Raw genomic sequence first — 15,168 nt, 5'->3', positions numbered from 1 at the left:
AGACGCTCTCCGGCCGGCTCTAAGGTTGGGGCATGCACGCACGAACGAAGGACGAGTGGCGGCAACTGGTGCTCACCGGGCGGCGTGCGCTGACCCCCGAACTCCGCGAAGCCGAGGACCAGGCGGTCGTCGCGCTCGTCACACAGGAAGTCGCAGGCGGATCGACCGTCTGCGCCTATGTTCCCACCGCGCTCGAGCCGGGGTCGCTGGACTTCCTCGACGCGCTCCGGCGGGTCGCCGGACGCGTCCTCGTGCCCGTCACCCGCGGTCCCGGCCCGCTCTACTGGTCCGAGTTCACGGGCGCGGACGGTCTCGCCGACGCGAGTTACGGCCTGCGCGAACCCACCGGACCGGTACACGAACCCGGCGAGATCCGTTCGGCCGACACCATTTTCGTTCCCGCCCTGGCCGTCGATCGGCGGGGCGTGCGACTCGGCCGCGGCGCGGGCTTCTACGACCGGACCCTCGGGTTCGCCGCCCCCGGCGCGCGGCTGATCACGATGGTCCGCGACGAGGAACTGGTGCCCGAACTGCCGGAGGATCCCCACGACGTGCGTATGGGATGGGCCCTCACGCCCGGCTCGGGACTCGTCGCGCTCGGCGAATAGCGAGGGCACACGGGGCCCGGAATAGTTCCCTGATTAGCGTTGTTGGCACTGTCGACTGTAGAGTGCTAAAACCTGCGGTTTGACTACACAGTGCGGAGGAACCCAGTGCCCACTTATTCATATGCGTGCACGGAATGCGACAACCGTTTCGACATCGTCCAGTCGTTCAGCGATAACTCCCTGACCGTCTGCCCCGCATGCTCGGGCAAGCTGCGCAAGCTGTTCAACTCCGTCGGCATCGTCTTCAAGGGCAGCGGTTTCTACCGCACCGACAGCCGCGGGACGTCCGGAGCGGCCAGCGAGCCGGCCAAGACCGACTCTGCTCCCGCTGCCAAGTCGGAAAGTTCGTCGACGGCCTCGTCCAGCTCCACGAGCACCGCGACCGCCGCACCGGCCAAGGCTGCTGCCAGCTAGTTCTCGCGCTTTCGCGAGTTATCCACAACTTCTCGTCCATCCACAGGCGGGCCCGTTCCGCGTACCTACGGGCCTGCCGTTCTCCTAGCGTCGAACCATGTCGTTCGACCCCGCCCAGACCGGTCACCACCGGTCGAACCGCGCACACCGCAGCCTGAGCCCGTCGTGGGCCGACCGGCTGTCGGATCTCACCCATCCCGGCTGGGCCCGCACCCTCGCCGCCAGACGCGTCCTGGCCGCCGCGCTCGTCTGCCTCGCGCTGGCCCTCCTCGCCCGCGGGGATCCTGGCTCTGGCCGCTCCGCGGTCGTGGTGGCCGCACGTGATCTGCAACCCGGAGTCGTCCTCACGGACGCCGACGTGGACCTGGTCGAATTCGAGGCCGGGAGCCTCCCCGACGGGGCTGTCACCGCTCTGGCGGACGTAAACGGACGCACCCTCGCCGGACCGACCCGCGCCGGTGAAGCCCTCACCGACGTCCGGGTAATGGGCCCCCGTCTGGCCGCTGCCGCAGCGGGCATGGACGACGCACGGATCGTCCCCGTCCGGCTCGCCGACCCCGCCGTCACGGAACTCCTCCGTGAGGGCGATCGCGTCGACGTGCTGACAGTCGATCCCGGCACACCAGCGAATCCGGACCGGCGGTCCGGAGCCACCGTCCTGGCGTCCCGTGCCGTCGTCGTGCTGGTGACTCCGTCCGAGAACGGACGTGACCAGCGCGAACGGGTGGTGATGCTGGCGCTTCCGACCTCGGACGCCACGACGGTGGCCGCGGCATCCCTCACGAGCGCGATCACCGTGACCTTTCAGTGACCCGCCACGCTGATCTAGGCTTTTCCGGGAGACAGTGCTGGATGACTTGCCACCCACTCGAGGAGACGTCGACATGCTCAAGGGATTCAAGGACTTCCTGCTCCGGGGGAACGTCCTCGACCTCGCCGTCGCGGTCGTAGTCGGAGCCGCGTTCACCGCCATCGTCACATCGTTCACCAACAACGTGATCAATCCGTTGATCGCCGTTGCCGGCGGCGCCAACGACCTGGGTTGGGGTTATCAGATTATCGCCGACAACCCGGCCACCTTCATCAACATCGGTGCCGTCATCACGGCCGTGATCAACTTCGTGATCATCGCCGCGGTCGTGTACTTCATTCTCATCGTCCCGGCCAACGCCGCGAAGAAGCGGTTCATCACCGAACCCGCAGACAAGAAGGCCAGCGAGGCCGACCTGCTGATCCAGATCCGCGACATCCTCGAAGCGAGCCTCCAAACCGACGGGGCCGCAGCGAGTTCCGACGGAGCGCACGCCATGCCGGCGGAGAAGGCCGCCAAGCTCGAGCAGACCCGCGAATAGCGTTTCGACGACTCCGGGCCCGTGCAGCAGCTGCTTGCACGGGCCCGGAGTCATGCGTGGAACGAATATCAGCCGAGGCTGAAGGGCTGTCCCCACAGCGTGACGGTGCTGCTCACGTTGTCCGTCTCCACAGACACGTTCACATACGACCGCGCCTGCGCGTAGCCGGCGCAGCCGCTCACGCCGAGCGTCGAGTCGGCCCAGGAGACCGAACCGTCGGTACCCTCGAAGCTGTTGTATGCCGAGTGCGACTCTCCGCCGTAGGCGTCGGCCGCCTCGAGGTCGAGGATGTCGACGCTGACCGCCTCACCGGGGCCGAGGGTTACGGCACCACCGCCGCTGGGCGTAACGGGAATGGACGTGGCGGCCCCGGTCACGAGGTCCGCGAGGTTCCCCGAGTCGACGCCCGCGCCGGCTTCTGCACCGAAGTCGACCTGGCACGCAAGCACGTAGCCGGGCTGGATGTCCGCACCGGTCGCTCCGGCGCCTTCCAGGTGAACTGCGGCCTTGCCGTTGACCCAGACGTTGCGGTGCAACGGCGTCGAACCCATCGACGGCGAAATGTTCGCACTCTCGTCCGTCAGGTTCACCGTCACCACGGTGCCGTCAGCCAACGTCTGCGTGATCGAACCACCGGGCAGCGGAACGAACGTGTCGGCATTCGCCGCACCGACGGAGAAGAAGCCCATGGTCGCGGCAGCAGCGGCACCGACCGCGGCCAGACGCACACCGTTCTTACGGTTGATGATCATTGTTCCCTCTCAGGGATAGAAACCTCGCGCACGCGAGAAAGTGGGTGGGAAGAACTGCGAAAGAGACCGAAATCAGCCGATGCTGAACGGCGCACCGTACAGAACGGTCTTCGAGTAGTCGTTACCCACGATCTCCACGACCGAGTACGACCGAGCCTGCGCGAATCCACCGCACTTCTGAACCTGCAGCTCCGCATCCTGGTACTGCAGCGCGTACACGCCGTCCTTCTTGATGTCCTTCGCCGCGATCGGCACGTACTTGACCTCACCCGAGTTCAACGGAACCGACAGCCCCAGGCTCGGCGTCAACGAAGACAGATCCGCAGAGAACGACGGGCTCGCCGACAGACCGGTGATGTCCACCTGGCAACCCACGATGTACCCGGTCGACACCCGCGAAACACCATGCGTCGTCGTCGCATTCGTACCGTTGTAGGTACCCGCATTGTTCGTCGTGGCATTCGCGTCCGGAACCTCGGTGACCTCCTTGATGCCCTTGACATCAGCAGTCACAGTTCCCGACACCCACGCCACACGACCGGCGCCATTGGCAGCCAACGACGGCGACGACAGAGCGCTCTCCGCGGTACGCGTCACCGTCACATTCGGACCGGCCTTCGAACCATCAGGCAGCGGGATGAAAGTATCCGCGCTCGCCGCACCGGTAGACATCAAACCGAGTGCAACAGCCGCAGCAGCACCCAGGCCTGCAATACGGGCGCCACGGCGCAGGCCGGACTTGCGGTTCTCGCTCATTCGTTCCCCTCATCAGGCGTGGCTGCTCCGACCGTCGGAGAAAGTCCCACCACCTAGCGAGGTCCAAAGTTAGAGCATTCGAGTCCGAAACGTAATATCCAGAAGGGCGCATTTACGTAAGCGTTACCGTACATAAAGGAGCGTTATTTACTTGTAATAGCGAATTTTGAACGCCAAAAATCGGGGCGCGGGTATTCCCGCGCCCCGATTCCGGGGTATTTCCTACTTGTTTATGGAGAAGACAATCAGCCGATGCTGAAGGGCTGTCCCCACAGGGTGACGTTGCTGCTCACGTTGTCGGTGCTGACCGCGACCTTGACGTAGCTGCGCGCCTGGGCGTAGCCCGCGCAGCCGCTCACGCCGAGGGTCGAGTCGGCCCAGGTGACCGATCCGGTCTTGCCCGTGAACTTGTTACCGCCGGTGTGCGACTCTCCGCCGTAGGCGTCCTTCTTCTCGAGGTCGAGAATGGTGACGTTCTTGGCCTGGCCGGGGCCCAGGGTGATGGCACCGCTGCTCTTGCCGGCCAACGGGCCGGACACAAGGTTGCCGCTCTCGTCATCGATGGTCATCTTGCTGCTGGCGCCGGCGTCACCCTTGGCGCCGAAGTCGACCTGGCAGGCGAGGATGTAACCGGGGGTAATGGTGGCACCCTTGGCGCCGGCACCGTCCAGCGTGACCGCGGCCTTGCCGTTGACCCAGACGTTGCGGTGCAACGGCGTCGAACCCATCGACGGCGAAATGTTCGCACTCTCGTCCGTCAGGTTCACCGTCACCACGGTGCCGTCAGCCAACGTCTGCGTGATCGAACCACCGGGCAGCGGAACGAACGTGTCGGCATTCGCCGCACCGACGGAGAAGAAGCCCATGGTCGCGGCAGCAGCGGCACCGACCGCGGCCAGACGCACACCGTTCTTACGGTTGATGATCATTGTTCCCTCTCAGGGATAGAAACCTCGCGCACGCGAGAAAGTGGGTGGGAAGAACTGCGAAAGAGACCGAAATCAGCCGATGCTGAACGGCGCACCGTACAGAACGGTCTTCGAGTAGTCGTTACCCACGATCTCCACGACCGAGTACGACCGAGCCTGCGCGAATCCACCGCACTTCTGAACCTGCAGCTCCGCATCCTGGTACTGCAGCGCGTACACGCCGTCCTTCTTGATGTCCTTCGCCGCGATCGGCACGTACTTGACCTCACCCGAGTTCAACGGAACCGACAGCCCCAGGCTCGGCGTCAACGAAGACAGATCCGCAGAGAACGACGGGCTCGCCGACAGACCGGTGATGTCCACCTGGCAACCCACGATGTACCCGGTCGACACCCGCGAAACACCATGCGTCGTCGTCGCATTCGTACCGTTGTAGGTACCCGCATTGTTCGTCGTGGCATTCGCGTCCGGAACCTCGGTGACCTCCTTGATGCCCTTGACATCAGCAGTCACAGTTCCCGACACCCACGCCACACGACCGGCGCCATTGGCAGCCAACGACGGCGACGACAGAGCGCTCTCCGCGGTACGCGTCACCGTCACATTCGGACCGGCCTTCGAACCATCAGGCAGCGGGATGAAAGTATCCGCGCTCGCCGCACCGGTAGACATCAAACCGAGTGCAACAGCCGCAGCAGCACCCAGGCCTGCAATACGGGCGCCACGGCGCAGGCCGGACTTGCGGTTCTCGCTCATTCGTTCCCCTCATCAGGATTTCGTGCAGGTTCCCAGCCCCGACGATCGAAGCTGAGGAGTGGTCCATTTCGGGCCCAGCGCAGTATTCGCAGCAAAGGTGTCCGCAGAGTTAACTGCAGACGACCAGTTGCCGGAATTTCGACACTAGAGACAAACCTCACTCAGAGGCCCGTCCGGGCGACGACGTGGCACCACGCCCCGCCCTCCATCTTCGTACTGACTCGTCAGGGACATTAACCTGAGCTAAGAACCTGGGCAACGTGATCAGCCTGTGACGCAATTGTGATGTGTCTCACAAAGTTGAAAACGAAACGTTACCTACGGGTAGCCCCGCTTTGGAATCGCGTGAATGAAAGCGGCCGTACCAGTGACTTTCCGAGCGCGAGTTTTTCCGTTACTGCAGACAACACTTAGATTCATCCAGATTTCAATCACACATTCACCCATGGTGGGGAGGAACCTGACGCCGAAGCCACTCCTCGGACTCGCTGCGTCTGTCCACATGCTGAGACGCCTCGTCGGGTTCGCGTTCGTCCGCGGTGGTGTCGGGGAAGACGTCCCCGAAGATGCGCTCGAGCCGGGCCCTGTCGATCGGGGCCCGGCTCGGAACTGCCTGCTCGTCGGGCTCGCTGTGCGAACCCGGTTCGTCGGAACGAGAAATCGTCTCAGCCTTCCAGACCGGACAATTCGGAAATCACGTGCGCCGCGAGCGGCGTCAGGGTGGCCATGCCGTCCCGGACCGCGGCGCGCGAGGACGCGAGGTTTACCACGAGTGTGCTGCCGGACACACCGGCGAGCCCGCGGGAGAGGCCGGCGTCCAGCGAACCGGCGGCGAGACCCGAAGACCGGAGGGCCTCCGAGATTCCCGGAATCTCGCGGTCGAGGACCTCGGCGGTGACGTCGGGGGCGACGTCGCGGGGCGACACGCCGGTGCCGCCGACGGAGACGACGAGGTCGACGCCGCCGATGACGGCGGTGTTGAGCGCGTTGCGGATCTCCACCTCGTCGGCCGCCACCGCGACGATGGCGTCGACGATGAAGCCGGCCTCGTTCAGCAGTTCCGTCACCAGAGGCCCGATGGAGTCCTTGCCGTCACCGTGAGCGGTGCGGTCGTCGACGATTACCACCAGCGCGCGGCCGGCCAGCGAGGCTTCGATGTCCATGGTCCCTACCGTAGTGGCCCCGTTCAGAACGGACTCGACCTGCCCGAGAATCCCCGTGTTCATCAGCGGCCGCCCTGTTCGGCGGTTCCGAGCGTGACGTCGACGGTCTTGGAATTCGACCCGTTCCCGTCGGTGTAGGTGATGGACACGTTGTCTCCCGGTGCGTGCGATCGAATGGCGGCGATGAGCGCGTCGCCGCTGGTGATGACCCGGTCGTCGACCTTGGTGATCACCGAGCCCTTAGGAATTCCCGCCTTCTCCGCCGGGCTGCCCGACGTGACCTCGACGACGGTGGCACCGTTCGCAGCGTCCTGCGACGGGACCTGGATCCCGATGACGGCCTGGGTGGCCTTGCCCGTCTTGACCAACTCGTCCGCGATGCGCCGGGCCTGGTCGACCGGGATCGCGAAGCCGAGACCGATGGAGCCGCTCTGCTCGCCCGCGCCGGAACCGCCGATGCTCGCGATGGCGGTGTTGATGCCGATCAGCTGACCGTCCATGTTGACGAGGGCGCCGCCGGAGTTGCCCGGGTTGATCGCCGCATCCGTCTGCAGGGCATCGATGACGGTGTTCTGGTTGCCGGACTCACCGCTGGTGGACACCGGGCGGTTGAGCGCCGAGATGATGCCTTCGGTGACGGTCCCGGCGAGGCCGAGAGGCGAACCGATCGCGACGACCTGCTGTCCGACCTGCACGTTGCCCGATGTGCCCAGCTCGATCGGAGTGAGGTTCGTCTTGCCGTCCACCTTGATGACCGCGAGGTCTGATACCGGGTCGGCACCGACCAGCTTGGCGTCGGCCGTGCTGCCGTCCGAGAACGCGACCGTCAGCTTGCCGCCCTTGGCGGCCGCGCCCGCGACGTGATTGTTGGTGAGGATCATGCCGTCGGACGAGATGACGATGCCGGACCCCTCGCCACCGGAACCGCCTGCCGTCGCAACCTCGATCTGGACGACGCTCGGGACCACCTTGTTCGCGACCGCCTGCACCGACCCCGCCGGTGCATTCGCGGCCGGGGTCGCGGTGTTGTTCTTGGGGGCGTCGAGGGAGTTGGTCACCGCGGCGCCGCTGCCGTTGCGATCCGTCGCCAGGGAACCGACGACGCCACCGATGCCGCCGCTCACGAGGGCGAGCGCCACGGCGCCCACCACGATCGCCGTGCGCGCGGGACGCTTCGTCGCGGTTACGGTCGATCCCGCTCCGGCCTGTCCGGGCCCCTGCAGGCCGGGGAACGGGCCCTGAGGCGTCCCGGGCTGCCCGGCCGCATGCTGGGCACCCGGATGTCCCGGAGCCCCGTGCTGGGGGTGCCCGAACTGCTGGGTGGGCTGGGGCGGCGGACCGTACGGATTGCCCTGGGGGTACCCGGCGCCGTAGGCCTGCTGCCCCGCCGGACCGCCCGCCGCGTTGTGCGGAGTGGTCGGGAACTGCTCGGTCGGGTGGTACCCCTGCGTCGGCGGCTGCGGCTGTGGGTTGGCCGGCTGGTCGGGGCGCCCGCCCCGGTCGCCACCGGCGTTCTCGCGGCTGTCGCCGTCGTGGCTGTTTCGATCCTCGGTCATCGCATCACTTCCATCTCCCGCGACCACCCGCAGGGGCAGTCGCACCGTCTCTGTCTACGAGAGTGCCCGGTGGGACTGAGAGGGTCCTGAGACCGGCCTTTGAGTTAGCCGAGACCTCGAGCTTCGAGCCTATTCCGCTTCGGGTTCCCCCGGAAGGACGATGCGGATGAGCGCACCGCCCCGTTCGGAGACGTCCACCGCGATCGTGCCGCCGTGCTTGACGACCACCTGCCGGACGATCGCCAGCCCCAGCCCCGAACCGGGCATCGAGCGTGACGCCGTGGACCGGTAGAAGCGGTCGAACACCAACTCCCGGTCCTCCTCCGGAATACCCGGGCCCGCGTCGTCGACCGTCAGCTCGAGCAGTCCGTCGCCTGCCGGTCTCATCGCCACCCGCACCTGCTCACCGGTCGGACTCCACTTGGCCGCGTTGTCCAGGACGTTCAGCACCGCCCGCGACAATCCCGCGTGGTCGCCGTAGACGAACCAGGGAACGGTGACGGCGGTGAAGTCGATCTCGTTGCGCCTGCGTCGCGCGCGCTCGAGGCTGCGGTCCACCACTTCGCTGAGATCGACTCTCTCGAAGACAGTTTCCGGTGCGTCCTCGCGGGCGAGGTCGACGAGGTCGCCCACCAGCTGCGAGAGTTCCTCGATCTGCGCCACCACGTCGGTGCGCAGTTCGGCCATGTCCTCGTCCGGAATGTGCGGCGCACCAGGACGACTCGACGCGATCAGCAACTCCATGTTGGTGCGCAGCGACGTGAGCGGCGTCCGCAGTTCGTGTCCCGCGTCGGCGACGAGCCTGCTCTGCCGCTCCCGCGATTCCGCGAGCGCCCTCAGCATGGTGTTGAAACTTTCGGTGAGCCGTGCGAGTTCGTCGTTGCCCGTCACCGGCATCGGTGTCAGGTCGTCGGTGCGGGCCACCCGTTCCGTGGCGGCGGTGAGCCGGGCGATCGGACGCAGACCGGTGCGTCCCACCGTCGTTCCGGCGGCGGCCGCGAGGACCACCCCGCACCCGCCGACGATGAACAGCACCCAGGCCAGCCGGTCGAGCACCGCCCCCGTCGGCGCGAGCCGCTGGGCGATCACCAGCGTGCTGCCGTCCTGGGTGCGCTCGGCCAGCACCCGCTGATTGTCGGCGGTGCGCAGGGACGTTTCCTGCTCGCCGCGCGCCACCGACAATTCCGGCTCGCCGATCGGCACATTGGAACCCGGTGGCGTGTACGTGTCGAGGTCCGGAAAGACCAGCGCCACACTGATGTCCGTCGTGTACAGCGTCGCGCCCGCGATGTAGCGCGGATCGAACGTCACGAGGTTGCTGTCGATCAGCGCCGACGCGCGGTTCCGCAGCTGGTTGTCGACGTCGGCGTACAGGGCCCGCGACACCACGGCGTAGGCTGCAATGGCCATCACCGCCACCGCGATGGCCACCACGGACGCGGCGAGCAGCGTCACCCGCCACCGCAACGAGACCGACCGCGTCAACGGCATCGGAGGCCGCATCTCGGGCGGTAACGGGATCGGTCCTGTGGGGTGCCGCGAAATAGGGTGCGTGTCGTGCTTCGCCGACCCCGACTTGGGGGCAGTTCTGTGGAACGGAACAGCCATCACGGAGGAGTCTCCCGCAGCACGTAGCCGACCCCGCGGACGGTATGCAGCAGGCGGGTCTCGCCGTCCGCCTCCGTCTTGCGGCGCAGATACCCGATGTACACCTCGAGCGCGTTGCCGGACGTCGGGAAGTCGTAACCCCACACCTCCTCGAGGATGCGGCCGCGGGTCAGCACCCGGCGCGGGTTGGCCATCAGCATCTCGAGGAGCGAGAACTCGGTGCGGGTGAGGCTGATGGACCGCTCGCCACGCGTCACCTCGCGGGTGACCGGGTCGAGCGTGAGGTCCTCGAACGTCATCTTCTCCGAATCGATGCCCGGCTCCGGGGCGGCGCGGCGCAGCAGCGCACGCAACCGTGCCAGCAACTCCTCGAGGGCGAACGGTTTCGGCAGGTAGTCGTCGGCTCCGGCGTCGAGGCCCGACACCCGCTCCGACACGGAGTCGCGCGCGGTCAAGACGAGAATCGGCAGGTCGTCGCCGGTGCTCCGCAACCGGCGGCACACCTCGAGACCGTCCAGTCGCGGCATCATCACATCGAGCACCAGCGCGTCGGGGCGCGCGTTCGCGACCTTCTCGAGGGCATCGATACCGTCGACGGCCAGTTCCACCGAGTACCCGTTGAAGCTGAGAGACCGCCGTAAGGACTCCCTCACGGCGCGATCGTCGTCGACCACCAAAATGCGCATACCCGACAGTTTGGCCCGATCAACTGAGATATGTCTGAGAAGGGGACCTCGAGACGAGATGGCGCCCGTCACTCGACGACGCGCGGACCCGGCAGCCCCCAGTTCCGCCACAACGCCACCAGCCGCAGCGCGGACGCGAACACCGTCCCCACCACCAGCGCCACATCGGTGCCCGAACCCCACTCGCTCACCGCGACGACCAGCGCCGAACCGAGCAGCGCCGGCACCGCATAGAAGTCCCGCTGCAGCAGCAACGGGACCTCGTTCACCAGCACGTCGCGCAGGATCCCGCCGCCGATCGCCGTCGTGCCGCCGATGAGGCATGACGCCAGCGGACTCGCCCCGTGGTCGAGCGCGATCACCGCGCCCGTGCTCGCGAACAGGCCCATCCCCAGGGCGTCCAGCACCAGGATCTCCCGGCGGAGTTTTCCGACAGTCGAATGCAGGAAGAACACCAGCAACGACAGGCCGAACGACGTGCCGAGGTTCGGCCAGCTACCCAGCGACGTCGGCGGATGGATGCCCAGCAGGACGTCGCGGACGATGCCGCCACCCAGAGCGGTGAACACACCGACCACGCACACACCGAAGATGTCGAGGCGCTTCGTCACCCCCACCAGCGCGCCCGACGCCGCGAACACCGCGATGCCCACCAGTTCCAGGATGTACAGCAGCACCCGCCAAGGTTCGCACGGCGTGCCTTCGGCCCGTGAGTACTTATTAACGTGGGGCGGTTAACAAGTACTCACGGGCGCTTGCGCACTCCGTACCGGCGCTCGAACTTCTCGACGCGGCCCGCGGTGTCCATCACACGCTGCGCACCGGTCCAGAACGGGTGCGATTCGCTGGTCACGTCCACGACCACCAGCGGATAGGTGTTGCCGTCCTCCCACACGGCAGTGCGGTCGCTGGTCAGCGTCGACCGCGTGAGGAACGTGGTTCCGGTGCTCGCGTCCTGGAACACCACGGGGTGGTAGTCGGGATGGATTCCTGGTTTCATTCGTGTCCCTCTCTCGATTCGGGTTCTGCGTAGGGTGATTCGCTGCTCTCGCAGGGGTCTTCGTGGAAGTGCCCGAACGGGTCGGGCCACGACTGCCATCCGGCCTCGTCCGCGAGTTCGTCGTCGGTGACGAGCGCCCACTGCAGCGTGCGGTCGATCTCGGTGGGGTCGGCGGCATGCACCAGCACCACCATCGACGTGTGCCGGTCGCCGAAGCGTTCGTCCCAGCACAGCGCGGCCATCGCACGACGCGCAACCCCGACCTGTTCCTGTTCCTCCGGGGTCATGGCTGCCAGCCAGCGGTCGGCGGCTGCCACCCGCAGTCCCCCACCGGCCGACTCGAGCCACAGCGCCTCGTCCGGCTGCGTCGCGACCCACACGCGTCCGCGCGAGGTGACGACGCCGTCGAGGAGGACGTCGACGGCCTCGTGCAGTCGCTCCGGGTGGAACGGCCGGGTGGCGGTGAACTCGACGAGCATCACGCCGCAGTCGTGGGACAGCGGCGGCTGCCCGCGCAGCAGCGGTGAGTGGGCATGGGACGGCTCACCGCGTCGCGCGCCGGCCGGAATGTCGAGGAGCAGTCGCTCGACGTCGGGGGTGTCCCCGCCCCAGCTGATCGGTGCGCCCGGTGCGAGCCGGGCCAGGACGGCGTGGAGCCTTGCCTGCTGCCAGCCGTCGCCCGCGCTGCCCGAGACGACGAGGGCGTCGGCGAAATCCACCTGCCCGACCGCGACCTGCGCCACGGTGCGGTCGTCGTCCAGCGCGTCGTCGCCGGTGGCGTCGGCCAGCCACGACCCCGCGTCGAGGCAGGTGACGACGCTGTCGACGCGCACGTCCCGCGACGCCGGACCGTCGATCTGCCCGACCACACCGGACACCGACACGTGCTCGACCGCCCAGCAGACGGCCTCGGGTTCGAGCCTGCGGTCGAGGTGCAACACGATGCGCTGCACCGAACTGCGGGTGTGCAGGCGGCGGATCAGCGGGAGGAGGTCCTCGCGCAGCGTGCAGGAAATGCAGCCGTGTGCCAGTTCGAGGATGCGGAGGCGCTCGCGCGGCGCACCCGACTCCAGGGTGGTGACGGTGCGTCGCACGACGCCTTCGTGCACGAGGTCGAGGTCGTGATGCACGACGACGGTGCCGTCGCGGAGCAGCGAGCGCGCCACGCCCTCGGTGGGGCCGTTCCAGCCGGATACCAGGATCAGCGGCGTCCGGCCGTCGAGTATCTCGTTCACGCGCACCCTTTCGATAACGATTGTCATTATGTGGCCCGAACGCTACATTGGAATTCCGCCGTTGTCGAAAATGATTGTCATCACCCTCTCGCGTAGTTGTCGCAGAGGGCAGAGAGGAACGCCCATGTCGGCGCACTGCCAGGTGACCGGACGCCAGCCAGGATTCGGCAAGTCCGTGTCGCACTCCCACAAGCGCACCAACCGGCGCTGGGATCCGAACATCCAGAAGAAGACGTATCTCCTGCCCAGCGAGGGCAGGCGGATCACCCTCACGCTCTCCGCGAAGGGCATCAAGACCGTCGACCGGGACGGCATCGAAGCCGTCGTCGCCCGGATCCGGGCCCGCGGGGAGAAGGTCTGATGGCCGCCCGCAACGAGATCCGCCCGATCGTGAAACTGAAGTCGACGGCGGGCACCGGATACACGTACGTGACCCGCAAGAACCGCCGCAACGACCCGGACCGTCTGGTGATGAAGAAGTACGACCCGGTCGTGCGGAAGCACGTCGATTTCCGAGAAGAGAAGTAGAAGACACCGCCCATGGCAAAGAAGTCGAAGATCGCGAAGAACGAGCAACGCAAGATCGTCGTGGCGCGCTGGGCCGAGCGCCGCGCGGAGCTGAAGGAGACCATCCGCCGTCCGTCGAGCAGCGCAGACGAGCGCGCCGAGGCCCGGGCGGCACTGCAGCGTCTGCCCCGCGACGCGAGTCCGGTACGATTGCGCAATCGAGACGCTGCGGATGGACGTCCGCGCGGCCACCTGAGGAAGTTCGGGCTCTCTCGCGTGCGTGTTCGCGAGATGGCGCACCGCGGGGAGCTGCCAGGCGTCCACAAGTCGAGCTGGTAAAGGAAGAAGATGGCAGTCAAGAGAGCACCGTCGAAGAAGCCGCGTCCCGTCGAGGGCCGCAAGCCCAAGAAGAACCCGTTGTTCGCGGCCAAGATCGAGTACGTCGATTACAAGGACATCAACCTCCTCCGCACGTTCATCTCGGACCGCGGCAAGATCCGTAGCCGCCGCGTCACGGGCCTGACCCCGCAGCAGCAGCGTCAGGTTGCCGTCGCCGTCAAGAACGCTCGCGAGATGGCTCTGCTGCCCTTCACGAGCCGGTAACTCGCAAGGCACCGAAAAGGCCCCGTAATCCTCGGATTACGGGGCCTTTCGTCATTCCGGTCAGCCGAGCGCGGCCCGCATGTCGGCGATCTCCCTCTGCTGGGCGGTCACGATGTCGGTGGCCATCTGCTTGACATCCGGATTCTCACCGTCGGCGAGTTCGGCATTCGCCATCTCGATCGCGCCCTCGTGGTGCTCGATCATCATGGTCAGCCATTGCCGGTCGAATTCGGCGCCCGACAGTGCCGTCAGGGCGTCCAACTGATCGGCCGACATCATTCCGTCGCCGTGATTCATGCCGTGCATGCCGGACGTGTCGGACGCCGGAACCGGTTGTCCCCACTGCTGGAGCCAGTCGGTCATCCGGTCCATCTCCGGTTGCTGCGCCGCCTTGATCGCGGCGGCGAGAGCGACCACGTCGGCGTTGTCGGTGCGGCCGGCGACCAGGTCGGCCATCTCCACCGCCTGGGCGTGGTGCGGGTACATCCCGTTCAGGAACGCGATGTCGGCGTCGTTGAACTGCGCCTGCGATTGGGCCGCGGACGTCGTCGCACCGGACGTCGTCGAGGTGCCGGCCGAGTCGGTGCTGCACCCGGTCAGGACGAGGGCGGCGGCCGCCGCGGCGGAGATCAGGGCTGTGGTGGTACGCATGAGGTACTCCTCGGGATCAATTTCGGTAGTTGACAGTTGGATCCGCCGGGGCACACGCCCCGGACTCCCTGTCACACCCGCAGAATCGAGAGTTCCGCCAACGACAACACCGTCCACGGCGGTGGGCCACGACCCGACTGCGCACGGTCGGCGCTCACCCGCGACCGTCGCGCCGAGGGATTCGCGGACTGCCACCACAGCAGCATCGCCGACGTCAGCGCGGCGATCACCACGATCACACCGGCACACTGGTGGCCGGTGAGATGGACTTGCCCGCAACCGTCCCCGCCGCATCCGTGGGGGTCCTCGCCGTGGGTCGCGGTGGCCGAGGGTTGTTCGTGCACCGCGGCGATCGCGGTCGGCGCGATCAGGCTGTGCATGAGGAGCACCCCGGCGGCGACGGCGATCAGCAACGCGGCACGCGCCACGAGCATGCGCCTCCGCCCGGTTGCCGTCTCCACAGCCCCACTGTAACCGGACATACCCGGCGGGGGTACTCGCCCAGGTGAGTGGCAATGCGTGCCCAAGGACACTTTGTCACTCACGTGGGGGGACGTCGGGCAGGTGAGTGGCAAAGTGTGCCGGGGGACGC

The 15,168-nt window shown here is 66.8% G+C and carries 21 protein-coding genes; 8 read left to right on the top strand and 13 right to left on the bottom strand.

The genetic code is table 11. The annotated features are described in order from the left end of the window. Positions 1-32: 32 nt before the first annotated feature. The 4 genes from I1A62_RS38430 to mscL all read left to right on the top strand — a co-directional run bounded on the left by I1A62_RS38430 (position 33) and on the right by mscL (position 2,374). Positions 33-608 (top strand): 5-formyltetrahydrofolate cyclo-ligase, encoded by a 576-nt coding sequence (locus I1A62_RS38430; RefSeq protein ID WP_219457511.1) that lies wholly within the window; start codon positions 33-35, stop codon positions 606-608. A 105-nt stretch (positions 609-713) separates the two neighbouring features. After that, entirely contained in the window at positions 714-1,022 is a 309-nt protein-coding gene (locus I1A62_RS38425; protein ID WP_015889437.1) for an FmdB family zinc ribbon protein, read from the top strand. Positions 1,023-1,119: 97 nt separating this feature from the next. Beyond that, the gene (locus I1A62_RS38420) at positions 1,120-1,833 is read left to right on the top strand and encodes an SAF domain-containing protein (protein WP_219457510.1); all 714 of its coding nucleotides are present in this window, start codon (positions 1,120-1,122) and stop codon (positions 1,831-1,833) included. A gap of 73 nt (positions 1,834-1,906) precedes the next feature. Further along, positions 1,907-2,374, top strand: a complete 468-nt coding sequence (gene mscL / locus I1A62_RS38415; RefSeq protein ID WP_087559978.1) for a large conductance mechanosensitive channel protein MscL — start codon at positions 1,907-1,909, stop codon at positions 2,372-2,374. 68 nt (positions 2,375-2,442) lie between these two features. Here mscL and I1A62_RS38410 read toward each other — a convergent pair whose 3' ends face one another. From I1A62_RS38410 to mrf, 11 genes are all read right to left on the bottom strand, one after another. Then, positions 2,443-3,126, bottom strand: coding sequence for an MspA family porin (locus I1A62_RS38410; RefSeq protein WP_219457508.1), 684 nt, complete (start codon positions 3,124-3,126; stop codon positions 2,443-2,445). Between the two features lie 72 nt (positions 3,127-3,198). Further along, entirely contained in the window at positions 3,199-3,882 is a 684-nt protein-coding gene (locus tag I1A62_RS38405; protein WP_219457505.1) for an MspA family porin, read from the bottom strand. A 245-nt stretch (positions 3,883-4,127) separates the two neighbouring features. Next, positions 4,128-4,811, bottom strand: a complete 684-nt coding sequence (locus tag I1A62_RS38400) for an MspA family porin (protein ID WP_219457507.1) — start codon at positions 4,809-4,811, stop codon at positions 4,128-4,130. 72 nt (positions 4,812-4,883) lie between these two features. Next, entirely contained in the window at positions 4,884-5,567 is a 684-nt protein-coding gene (locus I1A62_RS38395) for an MspA family porin (protein ID WP_219457505.1), read from the bottom strand. Between the two features lie 665 nt (positions 5,568-6,232). Next, on the bottom strand, positions 6,233-6,793 hold the full coding sequence (locus I1A62_RS38390; protein WP_005567398.1) for a molybdenum cofactor biosynthesis protein B: 561 nt from the start codon (positions 6,791-6,793) through the stop codon (positions 6,233-6,235). Next, on the bottom strand, positions 6,793-8,286 hold the full coding sequence (locus I1A62_RS38385) for a S1C family serine protease (protein WP_219457503.1): 1,494 nt from the start codon (positions 8,284-8,286) through the stop codon (positions 6,793-6,795). The genes I1A62_RS38390 and I1A62_RS38385 overlap by 1 nt, the downstream gene beginning before the upstream one ends. Positions 8,287-8,415: 129 nt before the next feature. Then, on the bottom strand, positions 8,416-9,894 hold the full coding sequence (locus I1A62_RS38380) for a HAMP domain-containing sensor histidine kinase (RefSeq protein ID WP_219457501.1): 1,479 nt from the start codon (positions 9,892-9,894) through the stop codon (positions 8,416-8,418). Further along, the gene (locus I1A62_RS38375; protein WP_087562455.1) at positions 9,894-10,580 is read right to left on the bottom strand and encodes a response regulator transcription factor; all 687 of its coding nucleotides are present in this window, start codon (positions 10,578-10,580) and stop codon (positions 9,894-9,896) included. Before I1A62_RS38375 ends, I1A62_RS38380 begins: the two co-directional genes overlap by 1 nt. A gap of 68 nt (positions 10,581-10,648) precedes the next feature. Beyond that, a complete protein-coding gene (locus tag I1A62_RS38370) occupies positions 10,649-11,257 on the bottom strand; it encodes a trimeric intracellular cation channel family protein (RefSeq protein ID WP_124389230.1) in 609 nt (202 codons plus the stop codon). Between the two features lie 68 nt (positions 11,258-11,325). Further along, positions 11,326-11,580 carry a type B 50S ribosomal protein L31 gene (locus tag I1A62_RS38365; protein ID WP_015889426.1) on the bottom strand — a complete coding sequence of 85 codons (255 nt, stop codon included), beginning with the start codon at positions 11,578-11,580 and terminating at the stop codon, positions 11,326-11,328. Next, a complete protein-coding gene (mrf, locus tag I1A62_RS38360; protein WP_124389228.1) occupies positions 11,577-12,842 on the bottom strand; it encodes a ribosome hibernation factor-recruiting GTPase MRF in 1,266 nt (421 codons plus the stop codon). Before mrf ends, I1A62_RS38365 begins: the two co-directional genes overlap by 4 nt. A gap of 97 nt (positions 12,843-12,939) precedes the next feature. On the opposite strand from mrf, the gene rpmB reads away from it, so the two are divergent. The 4 genes from rpmB to rpsR are packed head-to-tail and all read left to right on the top strand — an operon-like array spanning position 12,940 to position 13,925. Next, positions 12,940-13,176, top strand: coding sequence for a 50S ribosomal protein L28 (gene rpmB, locus I1A62_RS38355; protein WP_124389227.1), 237 nt, complete (start codon positions 12,940-12,942; stop codon positions 13,174-13,176). Beyond that, positions 13,176-13,343 (top strand): 50S ribosomal protein L33, encoded by a 168-nt coding sequence (rpmG, locus tag I1A62_RS38350; protein WP_005238642.1) that lies wholly within the window; start codon positions 13,176-13,178, stop codon positions 13,341-13,343. Before rpmB ends, rpmG begins: the two co-directional genes overlap by 1 nt. Positions 13,344-13,355: 12 nt before the next feature. Next, positions 13,356-13,661, top strand: a complete 306-nt coding sequence (gene rpsN, locus I1A62_RS38345) for a 30S ribosomal protein S14 (RefSeq protein WP_087558673.1) — start codon at positions 13,356-13,358, stop codon at positions 13,659-13,661. Positions 13,662-13,670: 9 nt separating this feature from the next. Next, positions 13,671-13,925: a 30S ribosomal protein S18 gene (rpsR, locus tag I1A62_RS38340; RefSeq protein ID WP_005238639.1), complete on the top strand. Its 255-nt coding sequence runs from the start codon at positions 13,671-13,673 to the stop codon at positions 13,923-13,925. Between the two features lie 60 nt (positions 13,926-13,985). Here rpsR and I1A62_RS38335 read toward each other — a convergent pair whose 3' ends face one another. Together I1A62_RS38335 and I1A62_RS38330 are read right to left on the bottom strand one after the other, a co-directional pair. Beyond that, positions 13,986-14,576, bottom strand: a complete 591-nt coding sequence (locus I1A62_RS38335) for a DUF305 domain-containing protein (protein ID WP_219457500.1) — start codon at positions 14,574-14,576, stop codon at positions 13,986-13,988. Between the two features lie 71 nt (positions 14,577-14,647). Then, positions 14,648-15,037: a DUF6153 family protein gene (locus I1A62_RS38330; protein WP_257890650.1), complete on the bottom strand. Its 390-nt coding sequence runs from the start codon at positions 15,035-15,037 to the stop codon at positions 14,648-14,650. Positions 15,038-15,168 lie beyond the last annotated feature (131 nt).

Origin of the sequence: Rhodococcus sp. USK10 (genome assembly GCF_019378875.1) — a bacterium.
GTDB lineage: Bacteria > Actinomycetota > Actinomycetes > Mycobacteriales > Mycobacteriaceae > Rhodococcus_F > Rhodococcus_F pseudokoreensis.
This window is presented reverse-complemented; position numbering and strand designations above follow the sequence as displayed.